The sequence below is a fragment of the Serratia sp. GW822-FHT06D09 genome (assembly GCF_058799515.1).
Map to the genome: position 1 here is coordinate 365,855 of NZ_JBXALO010000004.1, position 18,250 is coordinate 384,104.

Sequence of the window (18,250 nt, forward strand, 5' to 3'; positions counted from 1 at the left end):
TTGTACACTTATAAAAAAAACAGCTGAAAATCTCTCTGTCATTAATTTATAAAAATATCTTTATCTTAATGGGGTGTTTTAATTCCATTTCTCACATTTGTAGTTATAGCATTATTTTTAATGCAATTTGGTTGGGTAAAAAAACGGCAAAAACAAAACCATAAGAATGTTTAATGTTTAAATTTATATTTCAAAATCAATGAGTTGAATTATTCATTGGGATTTTTCCTATGTATTGCTTGACCAAAATGGTTAATTTGACATACTTTTTTCTTGATTTTACTGTATTTAAAGGCGTTTTATGGAAGAAAACAAGATATTTAATAATAAAGTCGTTTTTGACTTTAACGCCTGTTGTTTGTATGAGGCTAATAATGAAGGTAACCGAGTTTCATTAACTACGCCTTCACGTGATTGCTTGGCTATCATTACATTAAACTCTCCTAATACAACATCTCAACAAGTGTTGTTTGAGCAAGTATGGGAGCAGCATGGGATCCCGGTTAATGTGAATACGCTGTATCAGCATATTTCTATGATTCGCCGTGCATTCAGACAGCTTGGTATGAACGATGACGTGATAGTGACGATCCCTCGTCGTGGCATGTGCTTGGCGGCGGGGCTGCATGTTGCAGCATTAGCGGGAGGTAAACAGGTTCCCTGCATTGAAAGGTTAGGCCAGCCTGGTAGGGTAATCGAAAAAGCGCCTGATATAATTTTACAGCCAGCGGCTGAAGTTGATAATCAGCAATATCCAGAAAAAGCTCCGGCAGATGCCAGAGGGCCCAGCATTATCAATTGGTTGCTCATTGCACTGCTGACATTGAGTGTGGCGCTGATCGCAACGGTTTTAATGGCGTATTTTTTCTCGACCAAAAACGGCCGGTTCCACGATTATCATCACGCCATGAAAGTTAACGGCTGCGATATTTATCTCTATAAAAAAGAGATTGCGTGGTCGAGAGATAAGATTTCAGACGCATTAGCCGAAGCAGGTAAAACCTGTTCACAGAGTGAAAGGGTATACATCAGTTATTTCAATACGTTGCCGAGAGTTTCCCTGATTAGCTGTAATGGTGATATTTTGAGCGAAAACACGGATTGCTCTTCCTACTATATTTATCGTGAAGGGGGGCATCGTTATGAAAAATAGGTTTTTTTTAGCTGTGATATTTTTATTGCTGCTTGGTTCTCTTGCTGGATGTTTTTTTTATAAAAAACTGACTAAGCGTGAGAATGGCTTGGGTTGCTATGCGCATGCGAGCTTTATTTATCCATCATCAAGTGGGAGTGACCGCCTGGAGCTTGGCATGTTATTTCTTTTGGATAAAAATGTTGGGCTTATTTCATACAGCGGTAAGATTAATTCCGCAGGTGTTAATTATAACGTTAAGCGCTATGCTGAAGTAGAGTATGTTGTGCATGATGGCACCTCTTATTTTATAAAAACTAAAGCCGTGCATCCCGATGTTTCGGATAATGTGCCTGATGTGCTGTCGAAAAAATATTTTTATGATTACCTCGATAGGGTTGACGGTTGGGTTAGCTTTAGAGTGGTTAAGGATTACCATAATAAATATACTTTTTACACTAACTCAATTCCTCACTTTGTTTGTAAGGAACGCTGAGCATCCAAGTGGATGCTACAATTGTATAAAATCTAAAAAAACCTGACGTTAATGTCAGGTTTTTTTATAAGTTTTTTTTAGCTAAGTTAATTATTTATCTTAATCATCAATCTGTAGTGTGATTAATCTATAGTTGTTAGATTGATAAGGGAATATATGCTTAGTTACAATGTTATTATTGTTGGCAGTGATAAGTATTATGCACAGGGGTTAAAGTTGTTAATTGATAAAATATTTATTGAGGGCGGCTTCATTGGAAATGTGAGTTTTGATAAGAGCAAACTGAACTATGCTGATGTTGTGTTTAAGGAAGTGGAGGGGGATGGCGACTGTGCCATGTCATTGCCATTAATCAGTAAGGGATTCTGTGGTGTGGTTTTTCCGGTATTTAGAGATGTAAGAGACGTCAAGAGAGGTCGTGGGTCGTTAACATGTTCTGTTTTCAATTCTGGATTGAAATTCTCAAAGCGGGACTCTACATCAGAAACTGTAGGTAAAATAAAAAAATACTTCAGCCAGCTGTCAATGAATAAAGAGGGCGGCTACAGCAATGCGTTGTCATCAACTTGTCAATCCTGTGGTAAGCAGCTTTTGACTCAGTGCGAGATTGATGTTATCGAGCTTCTTTCTGCTGGGTTTTCATTTAATAGCATAGCTTATATCTTGAGTAGAAATGCTAAAACAGTCTATACGCAGAAGTACTCTGCGATGAAAAAGCTAAAGTTAAAAAATAATCTGGAGTTGACATCTTTTATCTGTGGGGGGGCAAATAAAAAACGGATGTAATTCGTGATTCTTACATTATTTATTAATGTAAGAATGATTAGAATGCTCTGTTTCATCTTGTTTAGTTTGTTTAAGACATCTTAAATTATCTGCCAACTTTAATTGTTAAGTTTATGTCATTGTTTTTAATGGGTTTATTTTAATTTCATTAACTTTAGATTTATTCATTGAGTAGTGGTGTTTTGACGGTGTTATATTTTGTCTCGCCGAAGGTTTTGATTAATTTTCGTCTTGGGAAGAGGGATGCTTCTATATAGGGAGGTTTCCTCTCAAGGTAAGAGATAATTTATTATGATGGAAGATTAAGTAATGAATATTAATAAGCTTAAGATGGCGATGATCATGGGTGCTATGGGTGCTTCTTTTATCGCTAATGCCGCCGTTGTGAACCAGGGTTCCGGTAAGGTTACTTTCACCGGGTCTATTATTGATGCACCATGCTCTATTGCTGCTGATTCAGCAGACCAGACCATTGAATTGGGGCAGGTTTCTCAGGTTTCGCTGAAGGATGGTGGTAAATCTACGGTGAAACCTTTTTATATTAACCTAGAGAACTGCGAGTTAACCACTTCTGGTCCAGGGAAGAATAACGCAGTGAACCTGACTTTCACAGGGGCAAGCGGTAAAGACCAGGATGGTCGTCTGAGCATTACCGGTACGGCTAAGGGGGCAAGTATTGCTATTACTGATGGGACTGGTGAAGTCATTAAACTGGGAACTGCAACGAATGCTCAGACCTTGCAATCGGGGAAAAATACTTTGAGTTTCTCCGCCTATTTACAAGGCGATGGTGCTTCTTCAGCTACACCTGGTGATTTCAGCGCCGTGACTGACTTTACCTTGGCTTACCAGTAAACATTATTAAGTAGCTGGTGCTAGATAGGCATGCGGAAACCGCATGCCTGATTTAGCGCTCAATGAGGGTAAGGCCATGTTATCTAAGGGGAGAGTAAAGATAATAACCCCTTTAATTTTTGTGTTTGCATTGATTGTTTCTGCAAATGCAGAGGCCCTATCATCGCAAGGACGAGGGCAGGTAAATATAAAAGGTGAGATTGTAGCAACGGCATGCGCCATTTCTACCAAAAGCCGCGAGCAAACCATTGATATGGGAAATATCTCTGTCTCAGATATTTATCGGAGTGGGAAGGGGAATGTCAAAGCCTTTTCTATTGAGTTAATTAATTGCACTCTGGAAACACAGAGTGCGCATGATTCCGCCAGGAAATACGTGCAACTTACGTTTGATGGAAATAACGATAACGGACTCTTTCAGGGGGAAGGCAGAGGGAAGGGGGTAGCGATAAGAATTACGGATCATAATGGAAATGTCGCTATCCCCGGTGTTGCGATGCCGCTGGAAACTCTTGCTCCAGGAAATAAAATGCTCAATTACTTTATGACACTTGTTGCGGTTCATCATCCGCTCAAGGTGGGTGGGTATTTTTTCACCATTCGGTTCAGATTAGATTATTTATGACGAATTTTAGAACGCGTCTGAAAGTTAAGTAATAGATAAGGTTTTTAATTATGCGAAAGCCTACAAGGACGTTATTGAATTTTTACATGCCCAGGTTGTGTTTTTTTTTATATTTCTGGCAGCCGAATGGGGTGGCTTATGCCGTAGAAGAGATCCAGTTTAATACGGATGTACTGGATTTAAACGATAGAGAAAATATCGACTTAAGTCAGTTCTCTCGTAGCGGTTATATTATGCCAGGCACCTATGCCATGACGGTGCATGTGAACAAGAACGAACTTGCTGAGCAATCTGTGTTGTTTATCGCGCCGGAAAATGATCCCAAAGACAGCAAGGCCTGCTTGTCGCCTATGCTGGTTCAGCAACTGGGGTTAAAGGAGAGCATTCTGCCTCAGCTTTCTTGGTCACGCGATGGACGTTGCCTTAACTTGCACAGTCTGGAAGGGATGGAAGCACGTGGTGATTTGGCATCATCGGCGTTGTATCTGAGCGTTCCTCAAGCCTATTTGGAGTTTACTTCCGATTATTGGGATCCACCGTCGCGCTGGGATGAGGGGATTCCAGGGATCCTGCTGGACTATAGCGTCAATGCTCAAACGCAGTGGAATCAGCGGCAAGCTGGCAATGGGTATGACATCAGCGGCAATGGGACTTTGGGAGGGAACGCAGGTGCTTGGCGGTTGCGCGCTGACTGGCAAGGGCGACTGGCCAGTCAATCCGGTTCGAAACAACGGATGCAGCGTTCGCTGGAGTGGAGCCGCTACTACATCTACCGGGCTATTCCGGCATGGCGTGCAAAATTGACGCTGGGTGAGGAGTATTTGGAGTCCAGCCTTTTTGACAGTTTCAGATTTACCGGGCTCAGTTTACGGTCCGATGACAACATGTTACCTCCGAATCTGCGAGGTTATGCGCCAGAAGTAACGGGGATAGCCAAGTCGAATGCCAAGGTCATCATCAGCCAACAGGGGCGGGTGTTGTATGAGACACAGGTTGCTGCTGGACCATTTCGTATTCAGGGGCTTAGTGACGCTGTATCAGGACAGCTTGATGTGCGGGTGGAGGAGCAGGACGGAGGTGTGGTGCAAACGTTTACGGTCAACACGGCCAGCATTCCATACTTAACGCGCCCAGGTTTGGTGCGCTTCAAACTGGCGGCAGGACGGCCAGCGGAATGGGGGCATCAGCTGCGAGGCCCGTTGTTTACTGCCGGGGAGTTTTCTTGGGGAGTGACCAACGGTTGGTCGCTGTACGGTGGTGGATTAGGCGGTGGCGATTATAACGCGCTGTCATTGGGGATTGGGCGCGATCTAATGGCACTGGGTGCGCTGTCATTTGATGCGACCCAGTCACGGACACAGCTGCGACAAGAGAGAGCCTTTAGCGGCAGCTCGTATCGCCTCAGTTATTCGAAGACCTTTGACGAATTGGACAGTCAAGTGACCTTTGCTGGTTACCGTTTCTCGGCGCAGGACTTCATGACAATGAGCGAATATCTTGATGCGCGCTATACCGGCCACAGAAGCGGTAGCAGCAGGGAAATGTACACCGTCACCCTGAACAAGAACTTTCGGGACTGGGGATTAAGCACTTATCTCAACTACAACCACCAGACCTATTGGAATCGACCAACCAATGATCGCTATAACCTGACGCTGTCGCGCTACTTTGATTTCGGCAATATCAAAAATCTCAGCTTGTCGATAGGGGCTTACCGCAACCGTTTTAACGGTCGCAATGAGGATGGAATGACGTTGTCCGTGTCGATGCCATGGGGAAATAGAGCATCACTTAATTACAGCCTAATGCTTGATCATAAGGACACAGTGCACCGTGCTGGCTATTACGATCGGATTGACGAGCATAGCAGCTACCAGTTGTCCGCTGGCACATCGCGCCGTGGTGGCAACCTGAGTGGTTATTACGATTATGAAGGGGATATTGCCAGGGTCAGTGCCAATGCCAGCTATCAGCAAGGCAGCTATAGCGCATTGGGTGCCTATGCGCAAGGGGGTATGACGTTAACGTCCGAAGGTGGGGCATTACACCGCAGCAACATGATGGGAGGCACACGTTTGTTGATTGACACCAATGGGGTCAGTGGTGTGCCGGTGCGTGGATATGGCAGCACCTCCAGAAGCAACCGCTTTGGCAAAGCGGTTGTCGCAGAAGTAAACAGCTATTACCGCAATAAGGTGAGCATCGATTTGAACCAGCTAAGTGATAGCGCGGAGGCGATAACTTCGGTGGTGCAGGCAACGCTCACCGAAGGCGCGATTGGTTCTCGACGATTTGACGTGATAGCCGGTGAAAAGGCTATGGCGATGATCAGACTCGCCGATGGCAGTGAGCCGCCTTTTGGTGCGACGGTGTTGAACGTGCGCAATCAGGAAACTGGCATTGTTAACGACGGTGGCAGTGTTTACCTGAGTGGTATCAATGCAGGTGAGACCATGAAGGTGAGCTGGGCGGGCCATGTGCAATGCGAGGTGAAAATGCCGGCGTCGCTGCCAGCGGATTTGCTGATGAATAACCTGCTATTGCCGTGTGAACCGGTAGGTAGGGGGAGCGATTTAAGCCAGCAAAGTGTGCGGGCGATGATGCTGCCATGAACAGTGTGTAGGGGGAGGCTCTCTCCTCAGCACAAAGAATAATGTAATAACAATCAGGATATAGGTATTGATGATCATGACTTATGTAAAACGCCGTGGCATATCCAAATTGAGCGCGGTTATCGCTGTTTTGCTAGGTTTTATGACGGCTTGGCAGGTGCAGGGCGCTATTGCTCTGGATCGCACTAGAGTGATTTTTGACGGTGACTTGAAATCCGTAAGTCTTAATATTAGCAACCAAAACAAACAGTTGCCATATTTAGCACAGGGGTGGCTGGAAGACGAACGGGGGAATAAAATCCTAAGCCCACTGACAGTGCTGCCGCCGGTTCAGCGTATTGAGCCGGGGAAAGCGAGTCAGGTGAAGTTGTTGGCGTTGTCGAAGATCGCACAGCTACCACAGGATCGAGAGACGTTGTATTACTTCAACCTCCGTGAGATCCCACCAAAAAGTAGTAAGCCGAACACGCTGCAGATTGCGCTGCAGACGCGGATCAAACTGTTCTATCGCCCGGCGGCCATAGCGCCTCAGCAAAACGCCGCGCCTTGGCAGGAAAAACTGACGCTGACCAAGATAGGGAATACCTACCGCGTCAATAACCCGACACCGTACTACGTAACGATTGTCGATGGCGGCGTCAAAAAAGGGAGCCCGGGCATTACGGGTTTTGAACCGTTGATGTTGCCACCTAAAGGCAACGGCATGCTGAACGTATCTTCAGCGGCTCTGGGGCAAACCCCTGTGTTGACCTATGTGAATGATTACGGTGGGCGTCCGCAGCTCAACTTTACCTGCAGCGGTAGTGAATGCCATGTAGTCATGGATAAACCCTAAAGGTATTTGGAGAGGAAATGGCAATGCAGGGAGCTAAGCATTGTGGGGGGGACGACGGCTATAGTCGCTACCTACATCGCTGGATAGGGTTGATTATTGCGGCGCTGCTGATGGTGTTGCTGACATTGGTCATGATGATGCTATTGATACAACAAGCCCAAGCCGATGGTGGTGAGGTTGATGGTGCCAATGGTGTGCTACTGATCACGGGTTCACTGACGGAAAGTGCCTGTCGACTGGATATGGCGAGTGCTGATCAGGTTGTGAGTCTGGGGAGTTTAGGAACGGCACAGTTACAGCAACCTGGTGATCGCGGTGCCTCAGTATTGCTCGAGTTGCGGCTGAAAGATTGTTTACGTATTCAGACCGGCCAGCGGGATGAGCTCGTGGGAAAAAGAGCCTGGGGAATCGAATATCCCACGGGCACGGTGAGTTTCAGTGCCCTACAAGATGCAGATACGACGGGATTAGTTGAAGTGCAGGGGGCATCGGGTATTGCGCTATTGTTGTCTGACCGTCAGGGAAAACCCGTGAGTCTTGATCTTCCTGGTACGCCACTGATGCTCTCCCCTGGTAATAATGCGTTGGTTTATCGGGTGACACCCGTGCGTACACCCGCTGCGTTGCAAGCCGGCGCATATAGTGCGGTGATCCACTTCCGGCTGTTTTATGAATGAGGTGACTAAGATGGCGGGGAAAAACCTGTGCATGGCAGCAAGTCTGTTGAGCTTATTGGCGTTGTCTGCGCCTTGGGTGATACAGGCCGCCACGGTAACGGTAAAAGTGGTTGTTGTTCAACCCCCTCCCTGCGTCGTTAATCAAAATCAACCAATAGAAGTGAATTTTGGCGAAGTCAGTACGATGAAGGTTGACGGCAGCAACTATCGTCAAACGATCAGTTATAGCCTCGCATGTAGTGGCGCAGTATCCAACGCTATGAAATTACAAATTAAAGGCAGTGGCGCATTGTTTGATCACGAAGTGCTGCTGACCAATAAGACGGGGCTAGGTATCGCTTTATTACATAACGATATCCGGCTACCTCTTAATCGTTGGGTCAACTTTACTTACCCAAACTCACCGGTATTGGCGTCGGTACCGGTTAAAGCCGCTGGTGTAACGTTAACCGGGGGGGAATTTAGCGCTGGTGCAACCTTGGCGGTGGATTACCAATGACAAATGCGGGATGAGTCTCATGCAATCTATAAATATGCGCCGATATTGGCATATTCACGCTCTATTGCTGTTGGCTTTGGGGAAGGCTGGGGTGGGGCAGGCAACCGAGATGCAATTTCGGGGCAAACTGATAGAGCCGCCAGTTTGCTCGATTAATGATGGCGGGATTGTGGATGTGAACTTTGGCGATCGGTTGGGTGTGAACAAGGTTGATGGCGTGAACTACCGACAAGCCGTGAATTACCGAATTAGCTGTGAGGGGAGTACCGGCACGGACGGCATGACACTTATCTTTAGTGGCGCTGTCAGCACTTTCGATAAGGCAGCACTGCAAACTAGCATGAGTGATCTGGGCATCCGCATTTATCAGAATGATCAACCGATGGCGCCGGGTAGCAAGATTGCCATTAATCCCTCTAGCCCGCCGCAACTGGAGGCGGTGCCAGTACAGCGTCCCGGTGCGGTGTTGAGCGAAGGCCAGTTTGAGGCCACTGCGACCCTGCAGGTTAATTATCAGTAGCAGAGAAATGCATGATAACCATAAAAATGAAACACCATCCTTTGGTGTGTGTTCTGGGGATGTTGACGGTACTAAGTACAACGAGTGCTCTTGCCGAAAAAGACAACCTTCGTTTTCGTGGCGCGTTGGTGGCAGAACCTTGCGTTATCGCACCGGGGGACGAAGAGGTTCAGTTGGCGTTTGGTGTAATCGTCGATAAATATCTTTACCAGAATGTCCGAACGGTTGGAATGCCCTTCGAGCTGCGTCTGGCACAGTGCGACCTGAGTTTAGCCAAATCCATCTCGGTAACGTTTACGACATCGGAAGAGAGCCGTGAGCTGCCAGGGTTGTTGGTTCCCGTTGGTAACGCGAGGGGAATTGCTATAGGGCTGGAAACAGCATCAGGGCAAACCATTAAGCTTGATAAAGCGAGTGAACTTTACCCGCTGACGCAAGGCAGCAACGTGATACATCTCAAAGCTTATGTGCAGGTGGAACCACTGGCATTGGCTAACAGGTCCGTTGTGCTGGGAGCCTTTACCGCGGTGTCCACTTTTCGGTTGACGTATGAATAAGGTGGACAACATCTCCCCGATATAGGTTTTCAACCATATTCTATATTTCTGACTGGTGTTTTCTACGAGAATAATTATGGAAATAAGAAAAATTTCATTACGTATTGGGTGTCTTTTATTTTGTTTTTATACATCCATTTCTTATGGAATGCCCTCTGACTATGGTAGTGGCTATTTTTATGTGTCATCTTTCAATAATTATGAATGGCATATTGATCAGGATGGGTATGCTGTTGTCGATAAGGCCGACTTGTCGCTGCGTGTAAATACAGTGACCAATCCTTGTCTAAGTGCTTTTAATCTCGTTACTGGTATTGGCCGGTTTGTTTCTTGCCGCGTTGAACGAGAATTGTGCGGAGCCAGATGTGAATATTCAACGTTGTTTGAATCCACTAATATTAATGCGTTGTCAGTGGCCCAATTGAGAAATCTGTTGTCTGCCACGGGTAAGATGGCGTATGTCGGGTCTGCCCAGCAGGGGAGCATGATTTTTATATTGTCAGTGAGCGGCACCTCCGGGAGCTCTAACAACTATCTTCCCAAACAACGTGGAGGAGGAGGCGGTGGTGTTGAAGGTATCCCGATTACACCCGTTGAGCCGCCCACCAGTTGTTTAGCGTCAAGTACGACGCTTGATCATAAGACGTTGAGTGTCGCTGACTTGCAGGGCAATATCGCGACAGGCAACCTGACGATTTCTTGCAATAAAGCAGCCGGAGTGCGACTCAGGATTAATGGCTATAGCCATTCCAGTGGTCTGGCGTTGACTGACGACCGGTCGTTAATATCACACTTAACTCTCAACGGCGCACCGGCAGACAGCGATTTAAATGTCTCGGTACCGAGTTGGCAGGCAGCCACGGTGGTTGTCTATTCGATATTAGAAAAAACTGGAGCGACGGTCACACCAGGCACTTATTCGAAAGCATTGATCGTTTTAATGACTATTGATTAGCACAGATAGAACCGCGAATTAATACTCCTTGGGTTATTAACGCTTTCCCTCATTACAATGAACGGGGATATGTATAGGTTGGGAAAGATATGCGTGTATTATATAAAGTAAAGTATTGTGATAATTATTTGTTTCTACTTTTTCTTGTTGTTTCATTTTTTGTTTTTCGCTACTTCCCAAATATGGGAGGGGTGGGATTAAATCTGCCGGTGAATACATTGGTCTATGCTGCCAGCGCAAGCTTGATATTGCTCATATGGCTGCGGATGGTAAGAAGGCGGTCCATAACCATCACTTCGACGTTCCGCTATTTTTTCTTTGGCGGGATTATGTTGAGTATTCCGCTATTGTTTACGCGCCCAGAATGGTTGCCAGCTGCAGCTTGGCGAATGGCGGCGTTTTTTGCTGGCTTGGTGCTCTATTTCTCTTGGCTGCAACTCCCCTTGAACCGTCACTATCGGCGTACTTTATACGTACTGCTGTTACTGCTCATTGTGCAACAGGCGGGTATGGCGTTATTGCAGCTGTTTGCCCCTGAATGGAGTGGTATGCCGCCGGGAGGACGCCGGGTATCTGGTGTTTTCCAGCAACCTAACGTGCTGGGCAGTTTTATCGCCACCGGGCTGGGGCTAACATTGATGCTCTATCTGCTACCAAGGAAAATGCTGGCGGTTTCGGGTTATGGACGTTATCACCGTTTGGCGCTCGCTTTGCTGCTAGTTTTACTCCCGGCATTACTGATCTGGATACAGTCGAGGGCCGCTTGGTTAGGCTCAGGATTGATGGCGTTGGGTTTCTGTTTGAGTTTCTGGCGGCATCAGCCATTGTTTTGTGCGAAGGCGGTTGGGTTAATGTCTGTGGGGTTGTTGTTGGGGATTATCGTGATGCAGTGGCAGCATAGTGAAATGCTACGCTATATCAGCCATGAGTCATCTAACCACGCGCGATTGTCGATGCTGATGGACACATTGGCAATGATAATCCGGCAACCTTTGAGCGGTTGGGGATACGGTGGTTTCGAATTCAGTTTCCAGCACTTTCGTATTAATCAGAGCCCTCCAACTGCAGTGTTGGAAATCGCTCGGCATCCTCATAACGAAATTTTGTTGTGGTGGGTTGAGGGAGGATTACTTGCTTTAGTGGGCATGGCGATGATCGCTGTGGCGGGAGGACTATTGCTGATACGAGCAATGTATAATGACCGGCAGGCATGGAGGGCTGGGCGAAGTGGAGCCGGAGAAGCAACCGCGCTCTGTTGGGTACTGGTTCCTATCCTGATTCATAGCCAACTTGAATATCCATTTCATATTTCTGCCGCGCATTGGGTACTGTTTTTACTGCTGTTAGCCACATTAGATGGCTTAACGAAAAAGCGTATAGCTTGTCGTCGGGTGGGCAGCGGAATACTGGTAAAAGGGGGAATGCTGGTTATGGCTGTGATGATCATCAGTGTGATGATCGCTGCCTTTCGGGGCGGGATAGAGCTGACGGCGGTTGAACGCAATGGTATGCGCGATATCGAACCACTGAAACAGATGTCACCATTGTCTGCGTGGGTGCATGATGAGCGCAGAGAGTTTGACCTGCAGATTAACGCTTTGATGAGCTATAACCAGACGAATGACGAGTTACTGCTGGTGGAACATGTCACTTGGGCACGGGCCTATTTGTTACGGCGCATTGATGTCAATGTCTACGCCAGCCTGATAGCTATCTTGCGCCACCAGAGGCGAATGGTGTTGGCTGAACGCTACCGTCTGGAGGCCGCCATGCTATTCCCCGCCGATCGACGCTTTTCTGATGAGCCTTGGTATCAGCAACAGTAATATCCAGCGTGGCTTTGAACAAAAAGCTCAGCAGGGGCTTTTATTCCCGTACTCTGGCTTGTCGTGCTTACGACTCTGAGGTTACGCGTCGTTCGCAAGATTAACCCCCCGGTTCTGGCGAGCCGGGGGGCTTTAAACGCTTAGAACGCCACGGAACCCTGCACGAAGAAGGTGCGCGGTTCACCGACGTATTTGCCGAAGTTGTTGTCGTTGGAGCGGGTGAAGTAGCGCTGATCGAACAGGTTTTTCACCCCGGCACCCAGCGTCAGGTTCGACAGCTGCGGCCCGAAGTTATACTCCCCACGCATATTCCACACCATATACCCGGCGATGTTGCCAAACTGGCCGTCGGCGCTTTCCTGCGTGACGTAATCCGGCCCGGTGCCCGGCGAGTGCTGCTTGGACTGGGCATAGCTGTCCAGATTCCACACCCAACTGCCGGTGGCGTAGCGGGTGCCGACGGTATACACCTGGCGCGAATAGAACGGCAAATCCTTACCGGCGAAGTCGCCCTTGTCGGTGCTGGCTTTAGTATAGGTGTAGCTGGTGTAGACGCTTACGCCATCCAGCGCGCGGTTCAGTTCGCTGAGATCGTAGCTGAGCGCCAGCTCGATACCCTTGTGCTTGGTGGCGCCCATGTTGGTCCAGCCGACATCGTTGCTGATGTACTGCAGCTGGTTATCGAAATCGATATAGAACAGCGTGGCCTCGGCTTTGACGATGGTGTCGTCATAACGGGTACCGAATTCATAGGTATGGGCTTTTTCCGCCGTCAGGCCCGGCGCGGGTTGGTTGCCGTTGCCGCCCTTGGTCAGCTGGAAGTACTGCATGCTGCCGAACGAGGTGTTGGCGTTGGCGAACAGCTTCCAGGCGTCGGACATGTGGTACATGACGTTCAGTGACGGCAGCGGTTCGCTGTAGCTCTTCTCGCGGCTGATGTTGTTGAACGAATCATCCACATGGGTGCGGATGCTTTCATAGCGCAGGCCCGGCGTAACCGTCCAGTTGCCGACGTTAATGGTGTCGTCAATGTACAGTGCGTGGGCTGCGGTGCCGCCGGAGGTGTGCTGATAGTAATCCGGCGTTTCCGGCGTAGAACCGATATCTGCCGGGTTGTACCAGGCTGAACGGGACGCTTTTTCATCCATGGTTTCGTTCAGGTAGCGGTAGCCGAGGGTGATCTCGTGCGCCATGTCCCAGAAACGGAAGACCTGCGAGTAGCTGGGTTCGATCGCCCAGGTGGAGTAGTGGCGCGGGTAAGACACCATACGTTTCATCCCGGCGTTTTTACCGGTGCCTTCCGATTCGATGCTGCTGCCACGATAGCTGTCGGTGAAATACGTCAGCACTTCGAACTGCTTGTCGTCTTCCTGGTGCTTATATTTGAACGACATATCCTTGCGGCGGCCTTCGAACTGGTCCCACGGACGGGTCGACTGGAACGGATTTTGCGCATACTGCGCGCTGCTCAGCCCGCCCGGCATACCGGATTTTGCGTCGTAATAGTGGAAATTGGCCAGTAACTCATCGCGATCGGTAAACGCATAGCGCGTTTTCAGCATGAAATCGTCGATGTCGGTATTGTCGTTGTTGTCGCGATAGCCCTGGCCGTGCAGGCCGGAATACAGCAGCTCTGCGCCGAAACCGTTGTCGGCGGTGCCGCCGAGCGAGGTGCTGGTCAGGGTTTTCAGGCCGCCGTGGCTGGCCCCCTGGGTCTGGACGCTGGCCGCGCCACCGAAGGTTTTCGGGATGTCCTTGGTGACGAAGTTAATCACGCCGCCGACGTTTTGCGGCCCGTAACGCACTGCGCCACCACCGCGCACCACGTCAACCGATTGCAGGCTGCCAATCGACAGCGGTGCCATCGACAGCTGTGGCTGACCGTAAGGCGCGACCGCCAAGGGGACGCCGTCCATCAAAATGGTGGAGCGAGGTGAAAGGCGCGAAGTCAGGCCACGTACGCCGACGTTGAGCGAAATATCGCTGCCGCCGGTACCGTTGCTGTCGCGCACCTGCACGCCAGGCACGCCGCGCAGGGTATCGGCAATGGTCTGATCGCCTTGTTCATGCATTTGTTGTTCGGTCACGATGGAACGTGCGCCGGGGTGGTTGAGCAACACCGAACTGGTATCCGGGTTATCCAGCCAGTTGCCGACGACGGTAATAGTGTCGGCAGGCGCATCATTTTGAGATTTATTATCAGCAGCAAGGACTGGCAGCGCCATGGCAACGGAAGCCGCCAACAGCGAAAGACGAAAAAGAATTGACATAATAATGCCTTAAAAGTTTCGAACCCGGATGTGTTTTATTAGAAATGACAATCTTAATGATAATTATTGGCAAGTAAATAGCTTTGTTGCGGAATAATTCAACCGGTAAGCAAGTGGCGGGGAAAGGTGTCGGAGCCCGGCCGGCGGGCCCCGAGCGGGGGATTATTTTGCGGTGACCCAAAACACGCCGCTGTAATCCAGCGCCGTGAATTTATGGTGCACCATTTCAATATCCGCTTGCGGATCAATATCTTTAAATAAGTCCGGATGCAGGAATTTGGCGATGGCCTCGACCGCAATAAAATTCAGCGGCGTGTCATAGAACTGGTGGTAAATCGCCATCACGCGTTTTTCCTTTACCGCCTTCAGCACGTTGAGGCCGGTGCGGTTCATCAGTACCGCCAGCTTTTTCTCTGTGGTGGCGGTATCGGTGGCATAGCCCAAGGGAACCGCCAATGTACCTTTATGACCGCGGCTCCAGTCGGCGCCGGTCATCAGATAGAAATCCGGGTTGCTGGCGATCATCTGTTCCACGTTCACCTCACCGCCCATTTCCGGGAACAGTTTACTGCCGATGTTGTTGCCGCCGGCGGTATCGATAAATTGGCCAAAGCTGCCCTTGCCGAAGGTGTTGCAGCACTGCTCGCCTTTCATGCCGGCGCTGCGTTCGATAAACACGCTGGGGCGCTGTTCCGGCTTCAGCGTAGCCACCCGCTGGCGTACCAGATCCAGACGTTGCTGGTAGAGCTGGATAAAGGCGTCGGCATTTTGCTGCTCGTCAAACACCTTGCCCAACAGTTGCATGCTGGCGACGGTGTTGGTCAGCGGCTGCTGACGGAAGTCGATAATCAGTACCGGGATGCCGATTTTTTCCAACTGGGCCAGCACGCCGCTGTCCTTCAGCTTGCTCAGCAGGCCGATGTCGAAAATGATCAGATCCGGCTTACGGACAACGGCGCTTTCTACGCTGAAATCGCTGACGTAAGGATTATCGAAGGTGGGGATCTGCATCACCTGCGGGAATTTTTTCGCGTAGGCCTCCACCAGATCCGGTGCCTTCACCTTCAGCGAGTTATCCCAGGCGATAATATTTTTCAACGGCTCCTGCGGATGCAGGATATTCAGTGCCAGCAGCGCGCGGGCATCGGCCAGGATCACCCGTTGGGCGGGCTGCTGCAGGGTGACTTCTCGACCCGCGACATCGGTGACGACGATCGGTGCGGCCTGTACGGCGCTGACCATCAGCAGGGCGCAGGCGGCCAGCCAACGGCTGGCTTTGGCAATAAGAACGGCAGGCATGGAGATCCTTGGGCATGGGGTGTTGAATAAAGAGGCTAATGATAATCCATATCCTTTCGCTTTTTGAACACCCCCGTGCGGATATCTTAGGCTTTGCCCATTAGCGGATCGCTGACGCTGTGCTCGCCGTTCTCTAGCCGCCCGGCCATGCGGCGTTGCCAACCGTCAGAAGCCTGCAGTGAAATATCGTACCAACCTCCGCTGGCCCTGGCGTCAAAGGCCTGCTGGTGGCGCTCTCCTGCCGGCAGCTCAATCGACCAGGGGCCGTTTTGCGTATAAGGGCAGCGGGCGATAGTCACGGTTATAGCCTGGTGGGTGGGGTTAGTGAGGGTTAATGACAAGTGGTCGCCTTGCGGCGTCAGGCGGACTTGCGGCTGCGGTTGCCCAGTGGCGCCGCGCAGTTCACGATGAAAGCCGTTCGGGCCCAGCAGCCACAGGTGATACTGGTTCGTCACGGACCAGTTATCGCTGAGCGCTTTGCCGGCCTCGACGGTATAGCGCCGTGGGATCTGGTTCAAATCCAACCGGTCGTAAACGTGAAATACCACCCCCTGCGCCCCGGTGTTGTACAGGTTGAGCGTCAGTAATTGCTGGTCGGGGGAGATAGTTTCTTCAACATGCAATTGGTAAGGCAGGGCGCGTGAAGGGCGTGCCAGTCGTGCCTGATGCGGCAACTGTTGTTTGTCTACTGCCGGCAGAGGCACCTGCGGCAATTGCTCCTGCCGCTGGCGCAGGCTGTCGGCGGAATGGCGGCTGGTGGCGGGCAGGTTGGGCAAGGTTTCCCCGTTGGGATCGACAAAGTTGAAGGCCGAAGTGAGATCGCCACATACCGCGCGTCGCCAGGCGCTGATATTGGGTTCGTGTACCTGGAAGCGCTTCTCGAGAAATTGCAGCACTGAAGTGTGGTCGAACACCTGTGAATTAACCCAGCCACCGCGGCTCCAGGGCGACAGCACCAGCATGGGCACACGAGGGCCGGGGCCATAGATGCGGCCGTCCGGCGGCGGTTGTTCCTGTGAGCCTGGCGGGGCGACATGCTGAAAGATTTCACTGTCGAACGGCACCGTCGATTTACCGGCGAAGGTGCCATCTTCACGCAGTGACGGTGCGGAGGGCGACGGCATATGATCGAAGAAGCCGTCGTTCTCGTCGTAATTGACCAGCAGCACGGTTTTACTCCACACCTCGGGATTCTCCGTCAGCGCATTGAGGATCTCCTGGGTAAACCACCCACCCTGCACCGGGCTGGAAGGCCCGGGGTGTTCCGAGTAGGCCGCCGGAGCGATGATCCAGCTTACCTGCGGCAATTTGCCTTGCTGCACGTCGGCGCGGAAACCGGCCAACATGGCCTCTAAATCGTTGCCGTCCGCCGCCGGCAGCGTATTGCCATTGCCTTTGTATAACGGCGCTTCGGCGTTCAGCTTGTCGCGGTAGGGGACAAAGGCAGTAAAGTCCTTCGGCGGCTGCGCCGGATTGCCCACTTTCACGCTGGCCGCACGGTACTGACGGAACCCCGCCAAAGGGTTGTCGGTGAAGTTATCCGGTAAAAACTGGTAGACCTTCCAACTGACGCCGCTGGCTTCCAGCCGTTCGGGATAGGTTTGCCATTGGTAGCCTACGTCGGGTGGGCCTGGGCTGTCCCATTCGTTGACCACTACGGCGACCTCGGCTGCCGTCGGGCCGTTAGTGCCGGTCCAGTGGAACAAGCGATTGGTGTTAGTGCCGGCGTGGATCGAGCAATGATAGGCGTCGCACAGGGTGAAGGTTTCGGCCAGGGCAAACTGGAAGGGCAGCTCATGCCGACGGTAATAACCCATCGAGGTCGGCGTTTTGTAGGTTGGCCAGGCGCTCATGCGGCCGCTGTCCCAGGCCGATTGCTCATCCACCCACGAGTGCGGCGTGCCGCTCACCCGCTGGGCATTGCCACGTTTGCTGTCCAGATGGTAAGGCAGCACCAGTCGATCTTCCCCTTGCTGTTGCCAGACGTGACGGTTGTCGGGCAAAGGAATGGTTATGCGATCGCTAAAGCCGCGTACGCCGGGCAGCGTGCCGAAGTAATGGTCGAAGGAACGGTTTTCCTGCATCAGGATCACCACGTGTTCGACATCGTTGATGGTGCCGGTGCGGTTATTGGCTGGGATCGCCAAGGCTTTGCGGATCGACGCGGGTAACAGTGAAAAAGCCGATCCGATGGCGGCAGCCCGCAGTATTTCTCTGCGCGAAAAGTCAGGCATGCGTCGTTAAACTCCCTGAGGTTTGTTTTGAAGATAGTTGCTAACGACGGTAATAGCGAAAAATAACAAGGA

At 50.4% G+C, this 18,250-nt stretch carries 16 protein-coding genes; 13 read left to right on the forward strand and 3 right to left on the reverse strand.

The features are described from left to right. Positions 1 to 301 precede the first annotated feature (301 nt). From AC1RKG_RS12605 to AC1RKG_RS12665, 13 genes are all read left to right on the forward strand, one after another. Positions 302 to 1,153 carry a winged helix-turn-helix domain-containing protein gene (locus tag AC1RKG_RS12605; protein ID WP_130016524.1) on the forward strand — a complete coding sequence of 284 codons (852 nt, stop codon included), beginning with the start codon at positions 302 to 304 and terminating at the stop codon, positions 1,151 to 1,153. After that, on the forward strand, positions 1,143 to 1,628 hold the full coding sequence (locus AC1RKG_RS12610; protein ID WP_217331580.1) for a hypothetical protein: 486 nt from the start codon (positions 1,143 to 1,145) through the stop codon (positions 1,626 to 1,628). The genes AC1RKG_RS12605 and AC1RKG_RS12610 overlap by 11 nt, the downstream gene beginning before the upstream one ends. Positions 1,629 to 1,784: 156 nt before the next feature. Beyond that, entirely contained in the window at positions 1,785 to 2,414 is a 630-nt protein-coding gene (locus tag AC1RKG_RS12615) for a helix-turn-helix domain-containing protein (protein WP_128865443.1), read from the forward strand. Between the two features lie 309 nt (positions 2,415 to 2,723). Then, positions 2,724 to 3,269, forward strand: a complete 546-nt coding sequence (locus AC1RKG_RS12620) for a fimbrial protein (RefSeq protein ID WP_130016522.1) — start codon at positions 2,724 to 2,726, stop codon at positions 3,267 to 3,269. A gap of 43 nt (positions 3,270 to 3,312) precedes the next feature. After that, positions 3,313 to 3,894 carry a fimbrial protein gene (locus tag AC1RKG_RS12625; RefSeq protein ID WP_217331579.1) on the forward strand — a complete coding sequence of 194 codons (582 nt, stop codon included), beginning with the start codon at positions 3,313 to 3,315 and terminating at the stop codon, positions 3,892 to 3,894. 86 nt (positions 3,895 to 3,980) lie between these two features. Then, the gene (locus AC1RKG_RS12630) at positions 3,981 to 6,506 is read left to right on the forward strand and encodes an outer membrane usher protein (protein ID WP_240504971.1); all 2,526 of its coding nucleotides are present in this window, start codon (positions 3,981 to 3,983) and stop codon (positions 6,504 to 6,506) included. Positions 6,507 to 6,648: 142 nt separating this feature from the next. Next, positions 6,649 to 7,341: a fimbria/pilus periplasmic chaperone gene (locus AC1RKG_RS12635; protein WP_280638211.1), complete on the forward strand. Its 693-nt coding sequence runs from the start codon at positions 6,649 to 6,651 to the stop codon at positions 7,339 to 7,341. 17 nt (positions 7,342 to 7,358) lie between these two features. After that, positions 7,359 to 8,018, forward strand: a complete 660-nt coding sequence (locus AC1RKG_RS12640) for a fimbrial protein (protein WP_232807859.1) — start codon at positions 7,359 to 7,361, stop codon at positions 8,016 to 8,018. Positions 8,019 to 8,049: 31 nt separating this feature from the next. After that, positions 8,050 to 8,517 carry a fimbrial protein gene (locus tag AC1RKG_RS12645; protein WP_493183173.1) on the forward strand — a complete coding sequence of 156 codons (468 nt, stop codon included), beginning with the start codon at positions 8,050 to 8,052 and terminating at the stop codon, positions 8,515 to 8,517. Positions 8,518 to 8,536: 19 nt separating this feature from the next. Continuing rightward, positions 8,537 to 9,037, forward strand: coding sequence for a fimbrial protein (locus tag AC1RKG_RS12650; protein WP_493183174.1), 501 nt, complete (start codon positions 8,537 to 8,539; stop codon positions 9,035 to 9,037). An 11-nt stretch (positions 9,038 to 9,048) separates the two neighbouring features. Continuing rightward, positions 9,049 to 9,594, forward strand: a complete 546-nt coding sequence (locus AC1RKG_RS12655; protein ID WP_232807857.1) for a fimbrial protein — start codon at positions 9,049 to 9,051, stop codon at positions 9,592 to 9,594. 76 nt (positions 9,595 to 9,670) lie between these two features. Beyond that, complete coding sequence (locus tag AC1RKG_RS12660) at positions 9,671 to 10,549, forward strand: MrpH family fimbial adhesin (protein WP_493183175.1); 879 nt, start codon at positions 9,671 to 9,673, stop codon at positions 10,547 to 10,549. An 89-nt stretch (positions 10,550 to 10,638) separates the two neighbouring features. Continuing rightward, positions 10,639 to 12,375 carry a PglL family O-oligosaccharyltransferase gene (locus AC1RKG_RS12665; protein WP_493183177.1) on the forward strand — a complete coding sequence of 579 codons (1,737 nt, stop codon included), beginning with the start codon at positions 10,639 to 10,641 and terminating at the stop codon, positions 12,373 to 12,375. Positions 12,376 to 12,515: 140 nt separating this feature from the next. On the opposite strand, the gene AC1RKG_RS12670 is transcribed toward AC1RKG_RS12665, so the two are convergent. The 3 genes from AC1RKG_RS12670 to AC1RKG_RS12680 all read right to left on the reverse strand — a co-directional run bounded on the left by AC1RKG_RS12670 (position 12,516) and on the right by AC1RKG_RS12680 (position 18,178). Next, positions 12,516 to 14,645 carry a TonB-dependent receptor family protein gene (locus AC1RKG_RS12670; protein ID WP_020828626.1) on the reverse strand — a complete coding sequence of 710 codons (2,130 nt, stop codon included), beginning with the start codon at positions 14,643 to 14,645 and terminating at the stop codon, positions 12,516 to 12,518. A gap of 162 nt (positions 14,646 to 14,807) precedes the next feature. Beyond that, on the reverse strand, positions 14,808 to 15,887 hold the full coding sequence (locus AC1RKG_RS12675; RefSeq protein WP_369982364.1) for an ABC transporter substrate-binding protein: 1,080 nt from the start codon (positions 15,885 to 15,887) through the stop codon (positions 14,808 to 14,810). Between the two features lie 143 nt (positions 15,888 to 16,030). Beyond that, entirely contained in the window at positions 16,031 to 18,178 is a 2,148-nt protein-coding gene (locus tag AC1RKG_RS12680) for a phosphocholine-specific phospholipase C (RefSeq protein ID WP_493183179.1), read from the reverse strand. Positions 18,179 to 18,250 lie beyond the last annotated feature (72 nt).

What these genes read in the sequence shown, in the direction of transcription:
- AC1RKG_RS12665 (WP_493183177.1), top strand. Translation starts at nt 10,639, where the DNA reads ATGCGTGTATTATATAAAGTAAAGTATTGTGATAATTATTTGTTTCTA.
- AC1RKG_RS12630 (WP_240504971.1), top strand. Translation starts at nt 3,981, where the DNA reads ATGCCCAGGTTGTGTTTTTTTTTATATTTCTGGCAGCCGAATGGGGTG.
- AC1RKG_RS12680 (WP_493183179.1), bottom strand. Translation starts at nt 18,178, where the DNA reads ATGCCTGACTTTTCGCGCAGAGAAATACTGCGGGCTGCCGCCATCGGA.
- AC1RKG_RS12670 (WP_020828626.1), bottom strand. Translation starts at nt 14,645, where the DNA reads ATGTCAATTCTTTTTCGTCTTTCGCTGTTGGCGGCTTCCGTTGCCATG.
- AC1RKG_RS12610 (WP_217331580.1), top strand. Translation starts at nt 1,143, where the DNA reads ATGAAAAATAGGTTTTTTTTAGCTGTGATATTTTTATTGCTGCTTGGT.
- AC1RKG_RS12625 (WP_217331579.1), top strand. Translation starts at nt 3,313, where the DNA reads ATGCCTGATTTAGCGCTCAATGAGGGTAAGGCCATGTTATCTAAGGGG.
- AC1RKG_RS12655 (WP_232807857.1), top strand. Translation starts at nt 9,049, where the DNA reads ATGATAACCATAAAAATGAAACACCATCCTTTGGTGTGTGTTCTGGGG.
- AC1RKG_RS12675 (WP_369982364.1), bottom strand. Translation starts at nt 15,887, where the DNA reads ATGGTCAGCGCCGTACAGGCCGCACCGATCGTCGTCACCGATGTCGCG.
- AC1RKG_RS12660 (WP_493183175.1), top strand. Translation starts at nt 9,671, where the DNA reads ATGGAAATAAGAAAAATTTCATTACGTATTGGGTGTCTTTTATTTTGT.
- AC1RKG_RS12615 (WP_128865443.1), top strand. Translation starts at nt 1,785, where the DNA reads ATGCTTAGTTACAATGTTATTATTGTTGGCAGTGATAAGTATTATGCA.
- AC1RKG_RS12605 (WP_130016524.1), top strand. Translation starts at nt 302, where the DNA reads ATGGAAGAAAACAAGATATTTAATAATAAAGTCGTTTTTGACTTTAAC.
- AC1RKG_RS12640 (WP_232807859.1), top strand. Translation starts at nt 7,359, where the DNA reads ATGGCAATGCAGGGAGCTAAGCATTGTGGGGGGGACGACGGCTATAGT.
- AC1RKG_RS12645 (WP_493183173.1), top strand. Translation starts at nt 8,050, where the DNA reads ATGGCAGCAAGTCTGTTGAGCTTATTGGCGTTGTCTGCGCCTTGGGTG.
- AC1RKG_RS12635 (WP_280638211.1), top strand. Translation starts at nt 6,649, where the DNA reads ATGACGGCTTGGCAGGTGCAGGGCGCTATTGCTCTGGATCGCACTAGA.
- AC1RKG_RS12650 (WP_493183174.1), top strand. Translation starts at nt 8,537, where the DNA reads ATGCAATCTATAAATATGCGCCGATATTGGCATATTCACGCTCTATTG.
- AC1RKG_RS12620 (WP_130016522.1), top strand. Translation starts at nt 2,724, where the DNA reads ATGAATATTAATAAGCTTAAGATGGCGATGATCATGGGTGCTATGGGT.